This is a genomic window from Oceanicella actignis (assembly GCF_900111545.1).
Lineage (GTDB): Bacteria > Pseudomonadota > Alphaproteobacteria > Rhodobacterales > Rhodobacteraceae > Oceanicella > Oceanicella actignis.
Genome location: NZ_FOHL01000001.1, coordinates 139,496 through 160,457, shown reverse-complemented (window position 1 = coordinate 160,457; position 20,962 = coordinate 139,496). Strand labels below are relative to the sequence as shown.

Annotated in this window: 21 protein-coding genes; 16 read left to right on the top strand and 5 right to left on the bottom strand. The window is 72.4% G+C overall.

Translation table 11 applies throughout. The annotated features are described in order from the left end of the window. Positions 1-33: 33 nt before the first annotated feature. Together BMW67_RS00775 and BMW67_RS00770 are read left to right on the top strand one after the other, a co-directional pair. Positions 34-912: an SDR family oxidoreductase gene (locus tag BMW67_RS00775; RefSeq protein ID WP_072746741.1), complete on the top strand. Its 879-nt coding sequence runs from the start codon at positions 34-36 to the stop codon at positions 910-912. 91 nt (positions 913-1,003) lie between these two features. Beyond that, the gene (locus BMW67_RS00770) at positions 1,004-1,138 is read left to right on the top strand and encodes an aa3-type cytochrome c oxidase subunit IV (RefSeq protein WP_083581202.1); all 135 of its coding nucleotides are present in this window, start codon (positions 1,004-1,006) and stop codon (positions 1,136-1,138) included. A gap of 57 nt (positions 1,139-1,195) precedes the next feature. Here BMW67_RS00770 and BMW67_RS00765 read toward each other — a convergent pair whose 3' ends face one another. Next, positions 1,196-2,071, bottom strand: coding sequence for a M48 family metalloprotease (locus BMW67_RS00765; RefSeq protein WP_072746740.1), 876 nt, complete (start codon positions 2,069-2,071; stop codon positions 1,196-1,198). Between the two features lie 170 nt (positions 2,072-2,241). Next, positions 2,242-2,448: a 30S ribosomal protein S21 gene (gene rpsU / locus BMW67_RS00760; RefSeq protein WP_072746739.1), complete on the bottom strand. Its 207-nt coding sequence runs from the start codon at positions 2,446-2,448 to the stop codon at positions 2,242-2,244. Positions 2,449-2,585: 137 nt separating this feature from the next. On the opposite strand from rpsU, the gene BMW67_RS00755 reads away from it, so the two are divergent. Both BMW67_RS00755 and BMW67_RS00750 read left to right on the top strand, forming a co-directional pair. After that, positions 2,586-3,446 carry a COQ9 family protein gene (locus BMW67_RS00755; protein ID WP_072746738.1) on the top strand — a complete coding sequence of 287 codons (861 nt, stop codon included), beginning with the start codon at positions 2,586-2,588 and terminating at the stop codon, positions 3,444-3,446. Then, the gene (locus BMW67_RS00750; protein WP_072746948.1) at positions 3,443-4,642 is read left to right on the top strand and encodes a DUF3095 domain-containing protein; all 1,200 of its coding nucleotides are present in this window, start codon (positions 3,443-3,445) and stop codon (positions 4,640-4,642) included. Before BMW67_RS00755 ends, BMW67_RS00750 begins: the two co-directional genes overlap by 4 nt. Here the strand turns inward: BMW67_RS00750 and BMW67_RS00745 are convergent. The 3 genes from BMW67_RS00745 to BMW67_RS00735 form a co-directional block, all read right to left on the bottom strand. After that, entirely contained in the window at positions 4,611-5,699 is a 1,089-nt protein-coding gene (locus BMW67_RS00745; RefSeq protein WP_072746737.1) for a 5-(carboxyamino)imidazole ribonucleotide synthase, read from the bottom strand. The genes BMW67_RS00750 and BMW67_RS00745 overlap by 32 nt on opposite strands. After that, a complete protein-coding gene (gene purE / locus BMW67_RS00740; RefSeq protein ID WP_072746736.1) occupies positions 5,692-6,180 on the bottom strand; it encodes a 5-(carboxyamino)imidazole ribonucleotide mutase in 489 nt (162 codons plus the stop codon). Before purE ends, BMW67_RS00745 begins: the two co-directional genes overlap by 8 nt. A gap of 123 nt (positions 6,181-6,303) precedes the next feature. Beyond that, the gene (locus tag BMW67_RS00735) at positions 6,304-6,504 is read right to left on the bottom strand and encodes a YdcH family protein (protein ID WP_072746735.1); all 201 of its coding nucleotides are present in this window, start codon (positions 6,502-6,504) and stop codon (positions 6,304-6,306) included. A gap of 963 nt (positions 6,505-7,467) precedes the next feature. Between BMW67_RS00735 and BMW67_RS00730 the strand changes: the two genes are divergently transcribed. From BMW67_RS00730 to phoB, 12 genes are all read left to right on the top strand, one after another. After that, complete coding sequence (locus BMW67_RS00730; protein WP_072746947.1) at positions 7,468-8,304, top strand: S49 family peptidase; 837 nt, start codon at positions 7,468-7,470, stop codon at positions 8,302-8,304. 3 nt (positions 8,305-8,307) lie between these two features. Next, entirely contained in the window at positions 8,308-8,499 is a 192-nt protein-coding gene (locus BMW67_RS00725) for a hypothetical protein (RefSeq protein ID WP_072746734.1), read from the top strand. A 34-nt stretch (positions 8,500-8,533) separates the two neighbouring features. Beyond that, a complete protein-coding gene (locus tag BMW67_RS00720) occupies positions 8,534-9,496 on the top strand; it encodes a calcium/sodium antiporter (RefSeq protein WP_072746733.1) in 963 nt (320 codons plus the stop codon). Positions 9,497-9,508: 12 nt separating this feature from the next. Beyond that, positions 9,509-10,303: an SDR family oxidoreductase gene (locus tag BMW67_RS00715; protein ID WP_072746732.1), complete on the top strand. Its 795-nt coding sequence runs from the start codon at positions 9,509-9,511 to the stop codon at positions 10,301-10,303. A 329-nt stretch (positions 10,304-10,632) separates the two neighbouring features. After that, positions 10,633-12,672: an excinuclease ABC subunit UvrC gene (gene uvrC, locus BMW67_RS00710; protein ID WP_083581200.1), complete on the top strand. Its 2,040-nt coding sequence runs from the start codon at positions 10,633-10,635 to the stop codon at positions 12,670-12,672. Between the two features lie 76 nt (positions 12,673-12,748). After that, positions 12,749-14,170: a mannose-1-phosphate guanylyltransferase/mannose-6-phosphate isomerase gene (locus tag BMW67_RS00705; RefSeq protein ID WP_072746731.1), complete on the top strand. Its 1,422-nt coding sequence runs from the start codon at positions 12,749-12,751 to the stop codon at positions 14,168-14,170. Positions 14,171-14,343: 173 nt separating this feature from the next. Beyond that, positions 14,344-15,405 carry a PstS family phosphate ABC transporter substrate-binding protein gene (locus BMW67_RS00700; RefSeq protein ID WP_245728418.1) on the top strand — a complete coding sequence of 354 codons (1,062 nt, stop codon included), beginning with the start codon at positions 14,344-14,346 and terminating at the stop codon, positions 15,403-15,405. A 96-nt stretch (positions 15,406-15,501) separates the two neighbouring features. After that, positions 15,502-16,878, top strand: a complete 1,377-nt coding sequence (gene pstC, locus BMW67_RS00695; RefSeq protein WP_072746730.1) for a phosphate ABC transporter permease subunit PstC — start codon at positions 15,502-15,504, stop codon at positions 16,876-16,878. Further along, positions 16,871-18,157 (top strand): phosphate ABC transporter permease PstA, encoded by a 1,287-nt coding sequence (pstA, locus tag BMW67_RS00690; RefSeq protein ID WP_072746729.1) that lies wholly within the window; start codon positions 16,871-16,873, stop codon positions 18,155-18,157. The genes pstC and pstA overlap by 8 nt, the downstream gene beginning before the upstream one ends. Positions 18,158-18,209: 52 nt before the next feature. After that, a complete protein-coding gene (pstB, locus tag BMW67_RS00685; protein ID WP_072746728.1) occupies positions 18,210-19,004 on the top strand; it encodes a phosphate ABC transporter ATP-binding protein PstB in 795 nt (264 codons plus the stop codon). A gap of 24 nt (positions 19,005-19,028) precedes the next feature. Next, positions 19,029-19,745 (top strand): phosphate signaling complex protein PhoU, encoded by a 717-nt coding sequence (phoU, locus tag BMW67_RS00680; protein WP_072746727.1) that lies wholly within the window; start codon positions 19,029-19,031, stop codon positions 19,743-19,745. 31 nt (positions 19,746-19,776) lie between these two features. Then, the gene (phoB, locus tag BMW67_RS00675) at positions 19,777-20,472 is read left to right on the top strand and encodes a phosphate regulon transcriptional regulator PhoB (protein WP_072746726.1); all 696 of its coding nucleotides are present in this window, start codon (positions 19,777-19,779) and stop codon (positions 20,470-20,472) included. Positions 20,473-20,962: the final 490 nt, after the last annotated feature.

Genomic DNA, 20,962 nt, shown 5'->3' with positions numbered 1-20,962 from the left:
GCCGCGGGCGGAGCGAAACGAAAGGATGCGACAATGGGCGCGCTGAGCGGAAGAACCGTCTTCATGTCGGGGGGCAGCCGCGGCATCGGTCTGGCCATCGCCAAGGCCTGCGCCGCGCAGGGGGCGAACGTGGCCATCGCCGCCAAGACGGCCGAGCCGAACCCCAAGCTGCCGGGCACGGTCTACACCGCGGCCGAAGAGATCGAGGCCGCCGGCGGCAAGGCGCTGCCGCTGATCTGCGACATCCGCGACGAGGCGCAGGTGCTGGACGCGGTCGAGAAGACCGCCAGCGCCTTCGGCGGCATCGACATCGTGGTCAACAACGCCTCGGCCATCCAGCTGACCAACACCGAGATGACCGAGGTCAAGCGCTATGACCTGATGACCGGCATCAACAGCCGCGGAACCTTCGTGGTCACGCGCAGCTGCCTGCCGCATCTGAAGAAGTCGGATCACGCGCGCATCCTGACCCTGTCGCCGCCGCTGGACTTCAACCCGATCTGGTTCCGCGGCCATGCCGCCTACTCGCTGGCCAAATACGGCATGTCGATCCTGACCATGGCCTGGTCCGAAGAGTTCAAGGGCCGCATCGCCGCCAACTGCCTGTGGCCCCGCACCACCATCGACACCGCCGCGGTGCGCAACCTGCTGGGCGGAGAAAAGATGGCCAGCGAATCGCGCACGCCGCAGATCATGGGCGACGCGGCCGCGGCCATGCTGGCCAAGCCGGTGGACTTCACCGGCTGGTGTTGCCTTGACGATCTGGTGCTGGCCGCCGAGGGCGTGACCGATTTCGACAAATACGCCGTCACGCCGGGCGCCAAGCTGCAGCTGGACTTCTTCTTCCCCCACGATGCGCCCGCCCCGCACGAGGCGAACGGCATGGTCGGCTGGCGCTGGCCGCATCTGTGAGGTCAGAAAACCGTTGCAACCGCCCGCGCCCCGCGGCTAGGCAATGTCACGAGCCTCTGGCGGCCGCGAAATCGAAGAGGGATGAACGCAGATGAGCGAGCAAGACACCGGCATTGTGGACATTCGCGAGCGCGAAGAAACCTTCCAGGCCTTCGTGCGCATGAGCGCGCGGGTCGCGGGGCTGGCGATCCTGGTGCTGATCTTCATCGCGCTCGTCAACGCCTGAACGCCGGGCGAGGATGACGTTCCGACGCGCGCGGCCCCGGCCGCGCGCGTCTTGCGTTCAGCGCATCCGCCGCAGGTTGCGGCGCAGCTGCGCCGCCTCGCGGGCGCGGCCCTTGGCTTCGTAATAGCGCAGAACCTGGCGGCGCAGCTTGGCCGTGCGGCGCAGATACTCGGCCTCGGCCACGCGGCCGCCGGCCGCGCCCATGCGCCGGGCCGCGGCGATCAGCCTGGCTTCGCGCTCGGAGCTGCGCGGGTGCGAGGACAGGAAGAAATTCGCCAGGTCCGATTGCTCGCCATAGATGCGGCGCAGAACCTCGAACGAGCGCGCGCCCTCGACCACGTCATACCCCGCCGCGGCGGCGTAGCGCAGGCCGACCAGGTCGGCGTCCTCTTCCTGCGTGCGCGAGAAAGCGTTGTAGGCGACGCTCTGCACGCCGCCGGCGGCAAGGCGGGTCAGCTCGGCCGGCGCGCCCAGCGCGCCCGCCAGAATCGCGCCGCCCGCCGCGGCCAGCCCGATGGCGGCGCCCGCGCGCTGGCCCGCGATCACATGGCCGCGGTCGATATGGGCGGCCTCGTGCGCCAGAACCATGGCCAGCTGGGCTTCGTTCTCCATCGCCGCGATCATGCCGGCGTTCACGAACACATGCCCGCCGCCGGGGGTGAAGGCGTTCACATCCGCGTCCTTGACGATATGCACCGTCAGCGGAACCGCGCCGGGCGGGCGGACGGCGGCGATGCGCGCGGCGATGGCGCGCACATAGCGGTTCAGCGCCGCGTCCTCGACCAGCTTGCCCTCGCGGCGCAGCTCGGCGGCGAGGCGCTCGGAAACCTCGGCCTGCTGGGCCAGCGCGGCGCGGCTGTTGGGCGCCGTGGGCGCGCAGGCGGCGTTGAATGACATGGCCGCGACAAGCAGGGCGGCGAAAAGGCGGCGCATCGGGCGGCTCCTGCGGCTGATTCGGTTTCGGACGGGCCGTGCGCTCATCCGATCAGGCCCGCGCGGCGAAAAAAAGGGCGCGCGGAAATGAAAACCCCCGACGGCGGCGCCCTCGGGGGTTTGACGAGTCGTCAGATACGGTCGCCGCAATGCGGTCGGGCCGGATCGGGTCAGAGAAGACCTTCGCGCTGCGCCTTCTTGCGCGCGAGCTTGCGAGCGCGCCGAATCGCCTCGGCCTTCTCGCGCGCGCGCTTCACGGAGGGCTTCTCATAGTGCTGCCGGAGCTTCATCTCACGGAACACGCCCTCGCGCTGCAGCTTCTTCTTCAGGGCCCGAAGCGCCTGATCGACATTGTTGTCGCGAACCATCACCTGCACTGACTTCACCACCTTTCAAGCTGTTGGGATCGCAGGAGCGCGCTATATATCAATCTCTGCGCGGCCTGTCCACATGCCGCGCGCGCCCGCCGCGCGCGCTGGGCGGCGGGTCGGCAAGCGATCGATGGGAGGATGCGATGACCGTGCACGACATGCAAGCCGGAGCCGAAGCCGGGCCGAGCCGGGCGGACGAGCATGCCCAGGGCGCCGGTCACGCGCCGGCGGATGCGGCCGCGCAGACCGCCGACGAGGCGCTGCGCGAGCGGCTGGTCGAGGCGATGCTGACCCATGTGCCCTTCGACGGCTGGAGCCGCGCGGCCATCGACGCCGCCGCGGCCGAGCTGGGCGTGGACCCCGCGCAGGCGCGGCGCCTGTTCCCGCGCGGCGGCGTCGATGCGGCGCTGGCCTTTCACCGGCGCGGCGACCGGCTGATGGCCGAGCGCCTGGCCCATGCGCCGCTGGGCTCGATGCGCGTGCGTGATCGCATCGCATTCGCCATCCGCGCCCGCATCGAGGCCGTCGCCCCCCATCGCGAGGCCGTGCGCCGCGCCGCCGCCCTGCTGGCGCTGCCGATTCACGCCCCGGACGCGGCGCGCGCGCTGTGGGGCACGGCGGACGCCATATGGCGCGCGGTGGGCGACGATTCGCAGGATGTGAACTGGTATACCAAGCGCGCCACCCTGGCGGCGGTCTACTCGGCGGCGGTGCTCTACTGGCTGGCGGATGAAAGCCCGGGATGGGTCGAGACCTGGAACTTCATCGACCGGCGCATCGAGGATGTGATGCGCATCGAGCGCGCCAAGGCCGCCTTCCGCGCCAATCCGCTGGGGCGGGCGTTCCTGCGCGGGCCGGGACGGCTGCTCGAGGCGGTGCGCGCGCCCGGCGCCGGCGGGCCGCCGCATGGGGCGCCCGATCCCTCGGGCCCGGCGCCCGCCGGCGCCGATGCGGCCGGGTCTGCGCCCGCCGGCCCCGGACCGCGGCGGGGCTCGGGCGGCTGACCCGCGCGCAGGCCAGCCCGCCCGACCCCGACGGGCCGGGCTTTTACGCCGCGCTGCCCGCGGCCGACCGCTTCGATCGCCTGGCGGACCCGGCCGCCTACCGTCCGCTGCCCGAGGGCTGGGTCGTGGGCGTGGCCGACGTGGTCGGCTCGACCGAGCTGATCGCGCGCGGACGCTACAAGGCCGTCAACATGGTCGGCGCCGCCGTGATCGCGGCCATGAGCAACGCGCTTGGCCGCCGGCCCTTTCCCTATGTCTTCGGCGGCGACGGCGCCGGCTTCGCCGTCTGGCCCGAGGCCGCCGACGCCGCGCGCCGCGCGCTGACCGGGGCGCGGCGCTGGGCGCGCGAGGAATTCGGGATCGAGCTGCGCGTGGCGCTCGTTCCCGCGGCGCAGATCCGCGCCGCCGGGCGCGATGTGCTGGTTGCGCGGCACAGGGCGTCCGAGGCGGTGGACTACGCCATGTTCTCGGGCGGCGGCCTGGCCTGGGCCGAGGCGCAGATGAAGGCGGGCCGCTTTCTCTTGCCCGAGCCGGCCCCGGAGGCGAGCCCCGACGCGCCGCCCGACCTGTCGGGGCTGTCCTGCCGCTGGGCGCATCTGCCCGCGCGCAACGGCGCGGTGGTCTCGCTGGTGCTGGTTCCGCGCCCCGAGGCCGACCCCGCTTCCGTGGCGCGCGTGATGCGCGCCGTGATCGCGCTGGCCCGGAGGCTCGAGAACGGCGGCAACCCGGCGCCGCCCGAGGGGCCCGCCCTGGCCTGGCCGCCGGCGGGGCTGGCGCTTGAGGTGCGGGCGCGCGGGCGGCGGGGCGCCCGGCTGGCCGCCTGGCTCGGCGCCTTGTCCGAGAGCCTGCTGGTGTGGCTGCTGCTGCGCACGGGGCTGACGCTGGGCCGGTTCGACGCCCGCCGCTACCGGCGCGAGATCGCCCGCAACGCCGATTTCCGCAAGATCGACGACGGGTTGAAGATGACCATCGACTGCGATCCGCGCACCGAGGCGCGCCTGACGCGGCTGCTGGAGCGGGCCGAGCGCGCGGGGCTGATCCGCTACGGCCTGTCGCGCCAGAGCGAGGCGATGATCACCTGCATCGTGCCCTCGGCCATGACGGCGGACCATGTGCACTTCATCGACGGCGCCGGGGGCGGCTACGCCAGGGCGGCGTCGCGCATCAAGGCCGCGCGCGCGGGCCCAGACGGGTGACGTGCCCCATCTTGCGCCCCGGCCGCGCCGCGCCCTTGCCGTAAAGGTGCAGCCCGGCGCGCGGATCGGCGGCGATCTCGCGCCATTCGTCGGCTTCCGCGCCGATGAGGTTGCGCATCTCGGCGTCGGAATGGCGCGCGCCGTCGCCGATGGGCCAGCCGCAGATCGCGCGGATGTGCTGCTGGAACTGGTCGATGACGCAGGCCTCGATGGTCCAGTGGCCGGTGTTGTGCACGCGCGGGGCGAATTCGTTGACCACCAGGCCCTGATCGGTCTCGAACAGCTCGACCCCGATCACGCCGACATAGTCCAGCGCGTTCAGCAGCCGCCCCGTCGCCAGCACGGCCTCGGCGCGGGCGGCCGGCGGAATGTCGCCGGGCACGCGGGTGCGGCGCAGGATGCCGTCGCGGTGCTCGTTCTCGCCGGGATCGAAGCAGGCCACCGCCCCGTCCAGCCCGCGCGCGCCGATCACGCTCAGCTCGCGGCGGAAGGGCGCCACGGCTTCGAGGATGGCCGGCGCGCCCTCGAGCGCGGCCAGCGCCGCCTCGGCATCGGCGGGGTCCGAGATGCGCACTTGTCCCTTGCCGTCATAGCCGAAGCGCCGGGTCTTGAGGATGGCGGGCGCGCCGATGCGCGCCAGCGCCTCGTGCAGCTCGGCGGCCGAGGAGACGGCCGCGAAGGGCACGGTGCGCAGGCCGATCTGGTTGAGGAAGCGCTTTTCCTCGAGCCGGTCCTGCGAGACCTCGAGCGCGCGCGCCCCCGGGCGCACCGGCGCGTGCGGCGCGATGGCGCGCAGGGCGGCGGCGGGCACGTTCTCGAACTCGTAGGTGACCACGTCGACCGCGCGCGCGAAGGCGGCCAGGGCCTCGGCGTCGTCATAGGCGGCGCGGGTGCGCTCGGCGGCGACTTCGGCGGCGGGGGCGTGCTCTTCGGGGGCGAAGATGTGCACGCGCATCCCCAGCCGGGCGGCGGCGATGGCCAGCATGCGGCCCAGCTGGCCGCCGCCCAGGATGCCGATGCGCGATCCGGGGGGCAGGGGCGCGGCGGGCTCAGTCATCGGCGGGGTCCTCGGGCACGTCGGCGGCCATGCGCGCGCGCATGGCGTCCAGCCGCGCGGCCAGCTCGGGATCGGTCCCGGCCAGGATGGCCGCGGCCAGCAGCCCCGCATTGCGCGCCCCCGCCTCGCCGATGGCCAGCGTGCCGACGGGGATGCCGGCGGGCATCTGCACGATCGACAACAGGCTGTCCATGCCCGACAGCGCCTGGCTGCGCACGGGCACGCCCAGCACCGGCACGCGGGTCTTGGCCGCCAGCATGCCGGGCAGATGCGCCGCCCCGCCGGCGCCGGCGATGATGACGCGAAGGCCGCGCGCGGCGGCCTCTTCGGCGTAGCGGAACAGGCGGTCGGGGGTGCGATGAGCCGAGACCACGCGCGCCTCGTGCGCAACGCCCAGCTCTTCAAGCGCCTCGACGGCGCGCTTCATGGTGGGCCAGTCGCTTCGGCTGCCCATGACGACGCCCACAAGCGGCTGCGTCATTGCGTCTCCTCCGGCTTTGGGCGGGGCGCGGGGCCCGCCCGAGGCGCGGGGCCGGCGGCTCCGGTCCCGGTCGGCACGCACTATACCGGCGCGGCGCGCGCCGTAAAGGCGCCGCGCGGGCGCTCAGGCGATGATGTCGGGGGTGAGCAGGTCCTCGATGCGGGCGATCTCGTCGCGCAGGGCCAGCTTGCGCTTCTTGAGCCGCCGGATCGCCAGCATGTCGGGCGCGGGGCGCGCGTGCATGGCCTCGATGGCGGCGTCCAGGTCGCGATGCTCGGCGCGCAGATGCGCCAGCTTGAGACGCAGGGTCTCTTCGGGGGTCATCACATGCACGCTTGCGGACCTGCCTTCATGTGGAGCGCGGCCCGCGCGGGACCGCCGTAAGCGAACGGTCCGGGGGCCAGGCCCCGTTCCGCCTTCGATCCTATCCGATCTCGCGCGCCCCGCAACCCCGCCCCTGAACCCCGCCTCTGAACCTCGCCCGCGGTCCCGCCGCGCGGGGCGGCGAATGGCGGGCAGGGCCGGCGCCCCGCGGCGTCCGCCCTGCGCGCGCCCCGAACGCCGCGCCCCGAACGCCGCGCCCCGAACGCCGCGCCCCGAACGCCGCGCGCCGTCCGCGCGGGCATTTTGCCGGCCCCGTCCCGCGCGCGGGGGCATGCTGTGGGGGCGCGGGCTGGTGGCGCGGGCCGACCCCCGTCTCGCGCGCGCGGGGGGGCATGATGACGCGCTCCGACTTTCGGCATGTCGTGCAGCCCCCATTCCCGCGCGCGGGGGCATGATGCGGGCCACGCCGCGACCATCGCGCCCCAATGGCCCGTGCTGCGCGCGCGGGGGGATGATCGCCTCGTTAGCGCCCAGCGCCTCATGCGCAGTTGCCGCCGCTTGCGCGCGGGCGATCGTCCAGCGCCGTCACGCTGTCGATGACAAGCGTCCCCGCCCCCTTGCGCGCGCGGGCGATCGGATGCGGCGCGCGGTCCGGCGGGGGTGCAGGCGCCCGCCCCCTTGCGCGGGCGATCGCCAGCCCGGCGACCATCGCGCGGATCGCATCCCCGCCGCCTCGCGCGCGGCGAAGGCCGCGTCGGCGCGCGCCGCCCGTTGGGGTCCGAGGCCGAACGCGCCCGCGCTCATGCGCCGGGCGGCCGCCCAGCCGTGCAGGCGATCGGCCGCCGGCATGGCCGCCGCGCGCGCCGCCGCCGCGCAGCGCGCGCGCGCAACACCTGGCGGCCTTCTGCGCCGCAAGCGCGGCCGGCGGTTGCCCCCCGGCCCGGCGGCCACTATGTGAGCGCCATGAAACAGGCCCTGACCGACCTTCGCCGCAAGCTGCGCCGCCGCCCGTTGGCGGCGGTTGTGCGTCTGAGCGGGCCCATCGGCCCCTCGGGGCGCCTGGGGCGCGCGCTCAGCGACCAGAGCGTCGCGCCGGCCATCGAGGCTGCCTTCGCCGCCCGTCCCGACGCGGTTGCGCTGGCGATCAACTCGCCCGGCGGCGCGGCGGCGCAGTCGGCCATGATCGCGGCGCGCATCCGCCGGCTCGCCGACCGGCACGAGGTTCCCGTCCTTGCGTTCTGCGAGGACGTCGCCGCCTCGGGCGGATACTGGATCGCCTGCGCCGCCGACGAGATCTACGCCGACGCCGCGTCGATCGTGGGCTCGATCGGCGTCATCTGGGCCGGCTTCGGCCTGCACGAACTGATCGCCCGCCATGGCGTCGAGCGCCGCGTTCATGCGGCGGGCGAGCGCAAGGCGATGCTGGACATGTTCCGCCCCGAGGATCCCGAGGACGTCGCCCGTCTGCGCCGTATGCAGGACGCCATCCACGCCGCCTTCATCGAGCATGTGCGCGCGCGCCGCGGCGCGCGGCTGACCGAGCGCGCGCGCTTCGACGGTTCGGTCTGGGTGGGCGCCGAGGCTATCGGAACCGGTCTGATCGACGGTCTCGGCCATCTTGAGCCGGTGCTGCGCGCGCGCCTGGGCGACAGTGTGCGCTTCGTCGAGTTCGGTGCGCGCAAGGGGCTGGCCGCGCGCCTCATGGGCGCCGGCGCGGGGGCGGCGCTGGGGTCGGATCTGGCGCAGGGCGTGGCCGAGGGCGCCGAGGCGCGCGCGCTCTGGGCGCAATGGGGGATCTAGGCGATGTTGCCCAAGCTGGCGGTTCTTTTCCTGGTGGGCATGGCGATCGCCGCCCTGTTCCTGGCCTCGCCGCGGCGCGGTCGGGGCAAGAAGGGCGGCGGGGACCGGATCAAGGCCGCCGCGCGCTGCCCCGAATGCGGGGCGTGGATCGTCGAGGGCGCCCGCTGCCCCTGCGGCGGCAAGGACAAGGGCTGAGCGTCGGCGCCGGGCGCCGCGCAGGAGGAATTCGATGATCGATCTCGTCTTGGTGTTCGCCGGCTTGGCGCTGCTGATGGGCGCGGGCGACGCGCTGGTGCGGGGCGCGGTGGCGCTGTCGCTGCGGCTGGGGGTGCCGGCGCTGCTGATCGGGCTGACCGTGATCGCCTTCGGCACCTCGGCGCCCGAGCTGCTGGTCTCGATCGAGGCGGCGCTGGCCGGGGCGCCGGGCATCGCGCTGGGCAACGTGGTGGGCTCGAACATCGCCAACGTGCTGCTGGTGCTGGGCGCGCCGGCGTTGATCTCGACGGTGGACGGGCGCGACTGCAAGGGCGGCCGCAGCTACTGGCAGATGATCGCGGCGTCGGTGCTCTTCATCGCGCTGTGCCTGATCGGGCCGCTGGGCTGGGCGCATGGCGCGGCGCTGCTGGCGCTGCTGGGCTACGTTCTGTTCGACGGCTACCGCGCGGCGCGCGCGGCGCGCGCGGGCGATGGGTGCGACCCGTTGCTCGAGGAGCTGGAAGAGCTCGAGGACGTGGACCCCTCGATGGCGGGGTGGAAGATCGCCGCGCTTCTGGCCGTCGGGCTGATCGGGCTGCCCGTGGGCGCGCATCTGCTGATCGACGGCGCGCGCGCGCTGGCGCGCGAGGCGGGCGTGTCCGAGGCGGCCATCGGGCTGACGCTGGTGGCGGCGGGCACCTCGCTGCCCGAACTGGCGACCACCGTCGCCGCCGCGCTGCGCCGGCAGGCGGACGTGGCCATCGGGAACGTGGTCGGCTCGAACATCTTCAACCTGGCGGCCATCATGGGCATCGCCAGCTTCTTCGGGCCGCTCGACGTGCCGGGGCAGATGCTGCGCGTGGATCTGTGGATCATGCTGGGCTGCGCGGCGGCGCTGGCGCCCTTCGTGCTGGGGCCGTTCCGCATGACGCGGCCCGTTGGCGCGGCGCTGCTGGCGGCCTATGTCGCCTATGCGTGGCTGGTCCTGAAGGTGTGAGGGGGGCGAAGCATGGGCGTTGGCGCGGGAGCGGCGCTGGTCACCGGCGCGGCGCGCAGGTTGGGCCGGGCGATGGCGATGGACCTGGCGCGTCAGGGCTGGTCGGTGGCGATCCACTACGCCACGGCCGAGGACGAGGCCCGCGACGCCGTGAACGAGGCGCTGCGCCTGGGCGCCCCGCGCGCCGCCGCGCTGCAGGCCGATCTGTGCGACGAGGCCCAGACCGCCGGTCTTGTCGCCCGCGCCGCGCAGGCGCTGGGCGCGCCGCTGTCGCTGCTGGTCAACAACGCCTCGATCTTCGAATATGACCGCCTCGAGACCGCCGACCGGCGCAGCTGGGATCGGCACATGGAATCGAACCTGCGCGCGCCTTTCCGGCTGACGCAGGACTTCGCCGCCCAGGCCCCGGAACCGGAGCGCGACGAGGAAGGGCGCCCCCGCGCCGCCGCCTACGTGGTCAACATGATCGACCAGCGCGTGTGGAAGCCGACGCCCGAGTTCATCACCTACTCGATCGCCAAGCACGGGCTGTGGGCGGCGACGCGGATGCTGGCGCAGGCGCTGGCGCCGCGGATCCGCGTCAACGCCATAGGACCGGGCCCCACCCTGCGCGGCGCGCGCCAGTCGCAAGAGCATTTCGACCGCCAGCGCGACGCCGTGCCGCTGGGGCGCGGCGCCTCGCCGGGCGAGATCTGCGCCGCCCTGCGCTACATCCTGTCGGCCGACGCGATGACGGGGCAGATGATCGCCCTGGACGGCGGTCAGCACCTGGCCTGGCGCACGCCCGACGTGCTCGGAATCGAGTGACCCGGGATTCGCCCCGCCAACCGCCGATCCGACGCGCTCGTCAAGGGGGGCGCGGCGCCCTTGCGGCAAGGTTTTCCACTTGACTGCGCGTGGCCGCCGATCTGTCACGATTCTGCCAAGGAAACCATTTCTTTACCAACGTGAATAGGAAATAGATTTGAAAACAATGACTTGACCCGTTGCACAATTTTTGTGCAAGGTGATGAAACCCCTTCCAGACAAGGGGGAAATCGCGTTCCTCAGATTTTCTCTACAGACTTATCCACAGGAATCGTGGACAGCTTGAGAAACCCCGCTCCGCAGCTTTCGGCACGCTCTTCGAGGACCCCATGACCCCCCCGCAGGACAAGGGCCGCGACGCCCCCGAAACGACGCCCGAGTCGATCCCCGGGACGATCCCCGAGACGGCGCCCGAAGCGCGCGAAACCTGCGGCGACGCGCCCCCCGACGCATCCCCCGAAGCGCCCCCCGAAGCGCCCGCAGGCGCCTTGCCCGAGGCCTTCGAGGAAGAGGGCGCCGCCCCGGCCCCCGCGCGCGGCGCCGAGGTCATCCGCAGCTATCTGAGCCGCCTGCCGCGCCGGCCCGGCGTCTACCGGATGCTCGACGCCAAGGGGCAGGTGCTTTACGTCGGCAAGGCGCGCGATCTGCGCCGGCGCGTGTCGAGCTATGCGCGCGCCTCGGGGCATACGGCGCGCATCGGGCGCATGGTGGCGGCCACCGCCTCGATGATGTTCCTGACCACCGAGACCGAGGCCGAGGCGCTGCTGCTGGAGCAGAACCTCATCAAGCAGCTCAAGCCGCGCTACAACGTGCTGCTGCGCGACGACAAGAGCTTTCCGCACATCCTCGTCACCGACCATCCCTTCGCGCAGATCCGCAAGCATCGCGGCGCGCGGCGCGCCGGCGGGCGCTATTTCGGCCCCTTCGCGGCGGCCTCGGCGGTGGACCGCACGCTCAAGCAGCTGCAGCGCGTGTTCCAGCTGCGCACCTGCGAGGATTCGGTGTTCGAGAACCGCACCCGCCCGTGCCTGCTGCACCAGATCAAGCGCTGCTCGGCGCCGTGCGTGGGGCGCATCTCGGAACGCGACTACGCCGCCTCGGTCGAGGATGCGGTGCGCTTCCTGTCGGGCCGCAGCACCCAGGTGCAGGAGGAGCTGGCCGCGCAGATGGCCCAGGCCTCGGCGGCGCTGGAGTTCGAGCGCGCCGCCGCGCTGCGCGACCGCATCCTGGCGCTGACCCAGGTCCAGGCGACGCAGGGGGTGAACCCCGAAACGGTCGAGGAAGCCGACGTCGTCGCCCTGCATGAAGAGGCCGGGCAGGCCTGCGTGCAGGTGTTCTTCTTTCGCGCGCATCAGAACTGGGGCAACCGCGCCTATTTTCCGCGCACGGGGGCGGGCGCCTCGGCCGAAGAGATCATGGAGGCCTTCCTGGCCCAGTTCTACGCCGACAAGACGCCCGCGCGGCTGGTGCTGACCTCGCACGCGCCGGCCAACGCCGACCTTCTGCGCGAGGCCCTGCGCGCGCGCCGCGGCGGGGCGGTCGAGCTGTCGGTCCCGCGCCGGGGCGAGAAGCGCGCGCTGGTCGATCAGGCGCTGCGCAACGCGCGCGAAAGCCTGGCCCGCCGGCTGGCCGAGGGGGCGGCGCAGGAGCGCCTGCTCGAAGCCCTGGCCGAGGCGTTCGGCCTGCCCCGGCCGCCGCGCCGCATCGAGGTCTACGACAACTCGCACATCCAGGGATCGGACGCGATCGGGGCGATGATCGTGGCCGGTCCCGAGGGGTTCGAGAAGTCGCGCTACCGCAAGTTCAACATCAAGCCCGGCGAGCTGACCCCCGGCGACGATTTCGCCATGATGCGCCAGGTGCTCGAGCGGCGCTTCGCCCGCCTGGTCCGCGAGGATCCCGCGCGCGGCAAGGACATGTGGCCCGACCTGGTGCTGATCGACGGCGGGGCGGGGCAGGTCTCGGCCGCGGCCGAGACGCTGGCGGCGCTGGGCGCGGGCGATCTGCCCGTCTTCGGCGTCGCCAAGGGCGAGGACCGCGACGCCGGCAAGGAGGTGTTCCACGCGCCGGGCCGGCGGCCCTTCGCGCTGCCGCACCGCTCGCCGGTGCTCTACTTCGTCCAGCGCCTGCGCGACGAGGCGCACCGCTTCGCCATCGGCACGCACCGCGCGCGGCGCGCGAAGTCGGCCATGGCCAACCCGCTCGACCAGATTCCCGGCGTGGGGCCCGCGCGCAAGCGCGCGCTGCTGGCGCATTTCGGCTCGGCCAAGGCGGTGACGCGCGCGGGGCTCAAGGATCTGAAGGCGGTCAAGGGCGTGTCCGAGGCGCTGGCCGAGACGATCTACGCCCATTTCCACCCCGAAGGCTGAGCGCGCCTGTTCCCCGGCCCCCTGCCGCGCTATCGTGGGCGGGCGCCGCGCCCGGCGCTCGGACGGCGGAGGGGCCATGACCACGAAGATTCACCCGGTGATCCTGTGCGGCGGTTCGGGCACGCGCCTCTGGCCGCTGTCGCGCAAGAGCTATCCCAAGCAGTTCGGCCGCGTCTTCGGCGAGCTGAGCCTGTTTCAGCGCACCGCCGCGCGGCTGTCGGGGCCGGACTTCGCGCCGCCCATGCTGCTGACCACCTCGGATTTCCGCTTCATCGTCGGCCAGCAGCTGACCGAAATGGGCATGGAGCCCGGCCGCATCCTGATCGAGCCGGCGGGCCGCAACACCGGCCCGGCCATCCTGGCGGCGGCGCTGGCGCTGCGCGACACGCCGCAGGCGCTGATGCTGGTCGCGCCCTCGGATCACCTCATCGCCGACGAAGAGGCCTTCCGCGCCGCGGTGCGCGCGGGCGCGGCGGCGGCGGCCGAGGGGCGGCTGGTGACCTTCGGCGTCGCGCCCGACCGCCCGGAAACCGGCTATGGCTATCTGGAGCTGGACGAGGCGGACGCCGACGGCCCCGTGCGCCCGCTGCGCCGCTTCGTCGAGAAGCCCGACGCCGAGACCGCCGCGCAGATGCTGGCCTCGGGGCGCTTCCTGTGGAACGCGGGCATCTTCCTGTTCTCGGTCGGCGCGGCGCTCGAGGCCTATCGCGCCCATGCGCCCGATCTGATCGCGCCGGTGCGCCGCGCGCTGGAGGAGGGGCGCGAGGATCTGGACTTCTTCCGCCTGGCCGAAGAGCCCTGGCTGGCCGCGCGCGACGTGTCGGTGGACTACGCCATCATGGAAAAGGCGGGCAACCTGGCCGTGGCGCCGCTGGGCGGCGGGTGGAACGATCTGGGCAGCTGGACCACCGTCTGGCGCGAGACCGGCCCCGACGCCGACGGCGTCGCGCTGAGCGGCGAGGCGACGGCCATCGACTGCCGCGACACGCTGCTGCGCTCGGAGAACGAGGGGGTGCGGCTGGTCGGCATCGGGCTTGAGAACATCGTCGCCGTCGCCACGCGCGACGCCGTTCTGGTGGCCGACATGGCCCAGTCCCAGCGCGTGCGCGAGGCGGTGGCCGCGCTCAAGGCCCAGGGCGCCGCGCAGGCCGAGGAGTTCCCCCGCTTTCACCGCCCCTGGGGCTGGTACGAGACCCTGGCCATGGGCGAGCGCTTCCAGGTCAAGGTGATCCAGGTGCGCCCGGGCGGCAAGCTGTCGCTGCAGTCGCACATGCACCGCTCCGAGCACTGGGTGGTGGTCGAGGGCACGGCGCGCGTGACCGTCGGCGCCGAAGAGCGCCTGCTGACCGAGAACGAGTCGGTCTACATCCCGCTCGGCGCCACGCACCGGCTCGAGAATCCGGGCAAGGTGCCGCTGCGTCTGATCGAGGTGCAATCGGGCCCCTATCTGGGCGAAGATGACATCATCCGTTACGAGGACATCTACGCCCGCGGCTGATTCGTTCCGGCGTTTGAAGAAAACCAAGCGCTTTCATCGCGTTGAGGTGTCATCAAAGGGTCATGGAAATGTGATCCAAGCGTCGCCGCCGGCAGTCAGGTTGCGCCTGAGCGGCGGAATCGGCCCAGGGGCCGCTCGCGCCGCCGGCAACCTTGGAAAGATGGAGCGATCCAGTGAAAGCCAACAGCACCCGCATCCTCGCCATGGCCGCGCTCGTCGCGGCGACGGCCGGCGCCGCCCAGGCCCGCGACCAGATCCGCGTCGTCGGCTCCTCGACGGTGTTCCCCTACAGCCAGGCCGTGGCCGAGGAATTCGCCAACGCCACCGGCGCCACGCCGCCCGTGGTGGAATCGACCGGCACCGGCGGCGGCTTCAAGATCTTCTGCCAGGGCGTGGGCGACGCCCATCCCGACGTGACCGGCGCCTCGCGCGCCATGAAGGCGTCGGAATACAAGCTGTGCCAGGAGCATGGCGTCACCGACGTCACCGAGGCGATGATCGGCTATGACGGACTGTCCATCGCCGTCTCGCGCGCCAACAAGGCCGACTGGGACCTGACCGAGACGCAGATCTTCCTGGCGCTGGCCGCGCAGGTTCCGGTGAACGGCGCCTGGGCCGACAACCCCTATCGCCGCTGGTCCGAGATCGACCCCTCGCTGCCGGACGTCGAGATCCTGGTCTACGGCCCGCCGCCGACCTCGGGCACGCGCGACGCCTTCGTCGAGCTGGCCATGCATGACGGCTGCAAGGCGCTGCCCTATGTGCAGGACCTCAAGGCCAAGATGGACGGCAAGGCGTTCAAGTCGTGGGTGAAGGAGAACTGCTCGCGCATGCGTCAGGACGGCCCCTTCATCGAGGCGGGCGAGAACGACAACCTCATCGTCCAGCGGCTCGAGGCCGATCCCGATGCGCTGGGCATCTTCGGCTACTCGTTCCTTTACGAGAACAACGATCGCCTCAAGGCCGTGAAGGTGGACGGCATCGAGCCGAACGAGCAGACCATCGCCGATTTCTCCTACGACATCGCGCGGCCGCTGTTCATCTACGTCAAGAACGCCCATCGCGGCGTGATCCCCGGCCTTGACGAGTTCCTGGCCGAATACGTCTCGGACAACGCCCTGGCCCCCGGCGGCTATCTGGAGGAGCGCGGCCTGACCCCGCTGCCCGACGATCTGCGCGCCAAGGTGCAGGAGGACGTGCTCAACGCCGTTCCCATGGCCGAGCCGCGCTCGTAACGCGCGCCGCAGGATCGGGCGCGGCGGCCCTGCGCCGCCGCGCCCCGCATGTTCAAGAGGCGCCCGCGGGCCGGGCGCGAAACGGGTGAATGTCGCATGGCCGGCTTGCTGCTGCTTCTGATCGTGATCGCCGCGACGGCGGGTTTCGTCGTCAACCGCCGCGCCGCGCGGCGGCTGCGCGCGCAGGCCGGGCGGCTGCACTCGCTCGAGGGTTTTCACGGCGGCTGGGCGGCGGCGCTGATCGCGCTGCCGGCGCTGGCGGCGATGCTGGCGGTCGTGGTTCTGCGCGAGCCGGTGATCGACGAGCTGACCCTGCGCGCCATGCCCGCCGAGGCCGTCGAGGGGCTGGACGCGGGCGAGCGCGCGCTGCTGCTGACCGAGCTGCGCTCGCTGGCCGATGGGCGGGTGTTCGGCCAGCCCTCGGCCGAAAAGCTGGCCGCCGCGCGCCGCATGGCCGAGCTGCGCCGGGGCGCCGACCTGCTGATGCTGGTCCTGGCCGCGACGGCGGGCGCGCTGGGCTTTCTGGCGGCGCGGCGCAGCCTGTCGCCGGGCTTTCGCGCGCGCCAGGCGGTCGAGCGCGTGCTGACCGGGCTGATGCTGGGCTGCGCGGCGCTGGCGGTGCTGACGACGGCGGGCATCTTCGCGTCGCTGGTGGTCGAGGCGGCGCGGTTCTTCGCGCGCGTGCCGATCCACGAGTTCCTGTTCGGCCTGAACTGGGAGCCGCAGATCCCCTTGCGCGCCGATCAGGTCGCCGCCGAGGGCGCCTTCGGCTGGATCCCGGTGCTTGTGGGCACGCTGGTCATCACCGTGATCGCCTGCGCGGTGGCCATTCCGGTGGGCATCTTCACGGCGATCTATCTGCACGAATTCGCCGCGCCCCGGGTGCGCGCGGTCGCCAAGCCCGCGCTCGAGATCCTGGCGGGCGTGCCGACGGTGGTCTACGGCTTTTTCGCCGTGCTGACGGTGGCGCCGGCGCTGCGCGCGGCCGGGGCCTGGGCGGGGCTTGACGTGTCGCCCAACACGGCGCTGGCGGCGGGCGGCGTGATGGGGGTGATGCTGATCCCGTTCATCTCGTCCTTCGCCGACGACGCGCTGTCGGCCGTGCCGCGCAGCCTGCGCGACGGCTCGCTGGCGCTGGGCGCGACCCAGGGCGAGACGGTGATGAAGGTGCTGTTCCCCGCCGCCATTCCGGGCATCGTCGGCGGCGTTCTGCTGGCCGTCAGCCGCGCCATCGGCGAGACGATGATCGTCGTCATGGCCGCGGGTCTGATGGCGAAGCTGACGATCAACCCGCTCGACAGCGTGACCACGGTCACGGTCCAGATCGTGACGCTGCTGATCGGCGACACCTCGTTCGACAACCCCAAGACGCTGGCCGCCTTCGCGCTGGGGCTGATGCTGTTCCTGCTGACGCTCGGGCTCAACGTCATCGCCCTGCGGGTGGTGCGCAAATACAGGGAAATCTATGACTGACGCCGCCGCCGCCGACCGACCCGCCCGCGACGCGGCCGCCGCCGCCGCCCGGCTGCGCCGCCGCCGCCGGCTGGACGCGCGCCTGCGCGCCGCGGGCATCGCCAGCCTGCTTTTCGCCGCGGGGATGCTGGCGATCCTCGTCGGCTCGCTGATCTCGACGGGCGCGCCGGCCTTCACCCAGACCCATGTGACGCTCGAGTTCGACGTCTCGGCCAAGCGGGTCAAGCCCGAGGACCCGGCGCGCGGCGCCTATCGCGCCATCGTGGCCGACGGCATCGGCGCGCTGTTCCCCGAGGTGACCGACCGGCGCGAGAAGCGCGAGCTGGTCAAGATCGTCAGCAACGGCGCGCAATACATGCTGCGCGACGCGGTGGTGGCGGATCCGTCGCTGATCGGAACCCGGGTGCGCATGGCCGTGCCCGTTTCCGATCCCTACGACCAGCTGGCCAAGGGCCTTGTGCGGCGCGACGATCCCGAGGACCGGCGCCGGCTCAGCGACGCCGAGATCGCCCGCTTCGACAAGCTGGTCGAGCTGGGGCTGATCTCGCGCCCGTTCAACAAGGCGCTGTTCCTGAACGCCGACAGCCGCTTTCCCGAACTGGCGGGTCTGAACGGGGCGCTGTGGGGCTCGTTCTACGCGCTGCTGGTCTGCTTTCTGGTCAGCTTTCCGGCCGGCATCGCCGCCGGCGTGTATCTGGAAGAGTTCGCGCCGCGCAACCGCCTGACCGACCTGATCGAGGTGAACATCAACAACCTGGCGGCGGTGCCCTCGGTGGTGTTCGGCCTGCTGGCGCTGGCGGTGTTCCTGGGCTGGTTCGGCATGCCGCGCTCGGCGCCCTATGTGGGCGGCCTGACGCTGGCGCTGATGACGCTGCCGACCATCATCATCGCCACGCGCGCCGCGCTCAAGGCGGTGCCGCCCTCGATCCGCGAGGCGGCGCTGGGCATCGGCGCCTCGCGCCATCAGGTGGTGTTCGATCATGTGCTGCCGCTGGCCATGCCGGGCATCCTGACGGGCACGATCATCGGCCTGGCGCAGGCGCTGGGCGAGACGGCGCCGCTGCTGCTGATCGGCATGAACGCCTTCATCACGGCCGCGCCGGACGGAATTTCGGACCCGGCCACCGCGCTGCCCACGCAGATCTTTATCTGGGCCGACAGCCCCGAGCGCGGCTTCGTCTCGCGCACCTCGGCGGCGATCCTGGTGCTGCTGGGCTTTCTGCTGACGATGAACGCCGCCGCGATCTATCTTCGCAAGCGGTTCGAGAGAAAATGGTGACCCCCGCCCGCGCCCGCCCGGCGCGCGCCGCATGGAAAAGGAGCGTCAGCGCATGATCCTTCCGCGCCTTCAGGACGCCGCAGACAACGCCGAGGTCAAGGTCAGCGCCCGGAACGTCAACGTGTTCTACGGCCAGACCCACGCCATCAAGGACGTGTCGCTCGACATCGCCGACAAGTCCGTGACCGCCTTCATCGGGCCGTCGGGCTGCGGCAAGTCGACCTTCCTGCGCTGCATCAACCGCATGAACGACACGATCGAGGGCTGCCGCGTGACCGGCACGCTGCTGCTCGACGGCGAGGACATCTACGCCCCCGCGGTCGATCCGGTGCAGCTGCGCGCGCGGGTGGGGATGGTGTTCCAGAAGCCCAACCCCTTTCCCAAGTCGATCTACGACAACGTCGCCTACGGCCCCCGCATCCACGGGCTGGCGGCGGGCAAGGCCGAGCTGGACGCCATCGTCGAGGAGGCGCTGCGCAAGGCGGCGCTGTGGAACGAGGTCAAGGACCGCCTCGACGCCCCCGGCACGGGCCTGTCGGGCGGCCAGCAGCAGCGTCTGTGCATCGCCCGCGCCATCGCCACGCAGCCCGAGGTGCTGCTGATGGACGAGCCGTGCTCGGCGCTCGATCCCATCGCCACCGCCCAGATCGAGGAGCTGATCGAAGAGCTGCGCGAGGGCTTCTCGGTGGTGATCGTCACCCACTCGATGCAGCAGGCCGCGCGCGTCAGCCAGAAGACCGCCTTCTTCCACATGGGAACCATGGTGGAATACGACGACACCACGCGCATCTTCACCAACCCGTCCGACCAGCGCACGCAGGACTACATCACCGGGCGGTTCGGCTGAGCCCCCGCGCAAGGAGCGCAAGACATGACCGGTTCCGATCCCAAGAGCGCGCACATCGTCTCCTCCTACGACGAGGACCTGGCCGCCCTTCAGGCCCGCGTCGCCGAGATGGGCGGCCTGGCCGAGGCCATGCTGGCCGACGCGATCGAGGCCCTGCGCAAGCGCGACGTCGAGCGGTGCCGCGAGGTGGTGGCGCGCGACAAGCGGCTTGACGAGCTCGAGGCCGAGATCGAGGCGCGGGCCATCCGCATCATCGCCCTGCGCGCCCCCGTGGCCTTCGACCTGCGGCTGGTGGTGGCGTGCATGCGCATGTCCTCGACGCTCGAGCGGGTGGGCGATCTGGCCAAGAACGTGGCCAAGCGCGGCATCGACCTGGCGGCGGCGGGGCCGCTGCCGATGATGGGCTCGATCGCGCGCATGGGCGAGGCGGCGCGCCGCCAGCTGTCCGAGGCGCTCGACGCCTTCGTCTCGCGCGATTCCGAGCTGGCGCTGAGCGTGTGGCGCCGCGACGTCGAGATCGACGAGCTTTACGAGTCGCTCTTTCGCGAGGTGGTCACCTACATGATGGAGGACCCGCGCACCATCACGCTTGGCTCGCACTGCATGTTCATCGCCAAGAACCTCGAGCGCGTGGGCGATCACGCCACCCATGTCGCCGAGCTGGCCTATTACGTCGTCGAGGGCGAGCCGCTGGACGGCGAGCGTCCGCGCGGCCCGGCCTCGGACGCGCCAACCGGCTGACCGCCCCGCGCCTTGCAAGACAGGAGCCGCCATGTCCGCCCGGATCATGCTGGTCGAGGATGAAGAGGCGCTTTGCGCCCTGCTCGAATACAACCTGCGCAAGGAGGGGTTCGCGGTCTCGGTCGTCTCGGACGGCGACGAGGCCCTGCCCGCCATCGAGGACGAGCGCCCCGATCTGGTCCTGCTCGACTGGATGCTGCCCAACGTCTCGGGCGTCGAGATCTGCCGCGCCATCCGCGCCCGGGCGCAGCTGCGCGACATGCCCGTGATCATGCTGACCGCCCGCGGCGAGGAAGAGGACCGCGTGCGCGGGCTCGAGCTGGGGGCGGACGACTACATGACCAAGCCCTTCTCGATGACCGAGCTCGTCGCGCGCATCCGCGCCGTGCTGCGGCGCGCGCGCCCGGCGGTGGCCGGATCGGCGGCGCGCTTCGGCGACATCGAGCTGGACCGCGACACCCGCCGCGTGCGCCGCGCCGGGCGCGAGGTGCGGCTTGGGCCGACCGAGTTCCGTCTGCTGGACGTGCTGTTGCAGCGCCCGGGGCGTGTCTTCTCGCGCGAGCAGCTTCTGGACCTGGTGTGGGGGCGCGACGTGTATGTCGAGCCGCGCACCGTCGACGTGCATGTGGGCCGCCTGCGCAAGGCGCTGAACCGGCGGGGCGAGCGCGACCCGATCCGCACGGTGCGCTCGGCCGGCTACGCGCTGGACGAAACCTACGCCCCCTGACGCGGCGAGGGGGCGAAGCGGGCGGGGTTCCGCGCCGCCGCCCGGCGACGCCCGCAGGCCGTCGAGGGCATGGCCCCAGTCGATCCGCCGGCCATGGCGGCCCCCGTCATCGGCGCGAATGCTCCGAAGCGCGCCGCCGTTCTCCGCTCGCACCCATCGCCGCCTTGGCCCCGCGTCCGCTTGGCCCGGCGTCCGCTTGGCCCGGCGTCCGTTCGGTCCGTGTCCGCTTGGCGCGGCGTCCGTTTGGCCGGGCGCCCCCTTGACTGCGTCTTGGCCCCCGTGTCCGCTTCTCCCCATGCCCGCTTGACCCCGTGGCCCTTTGCCTTGGCGGCCGCTTCGGCCCGACTCGGTTTCGCCCGACTCGGTTTCGCCCATCTCGGTTTCGCCCGTGTCCGCTTCACCCCGCGTCCGTTTGGCCCCATGTCCGCTTCGCGCTGCACGCGCGGTGGAGGGCTGGCAGGGCCGCGGCGCCCGCCCATCTCGCCGCCCG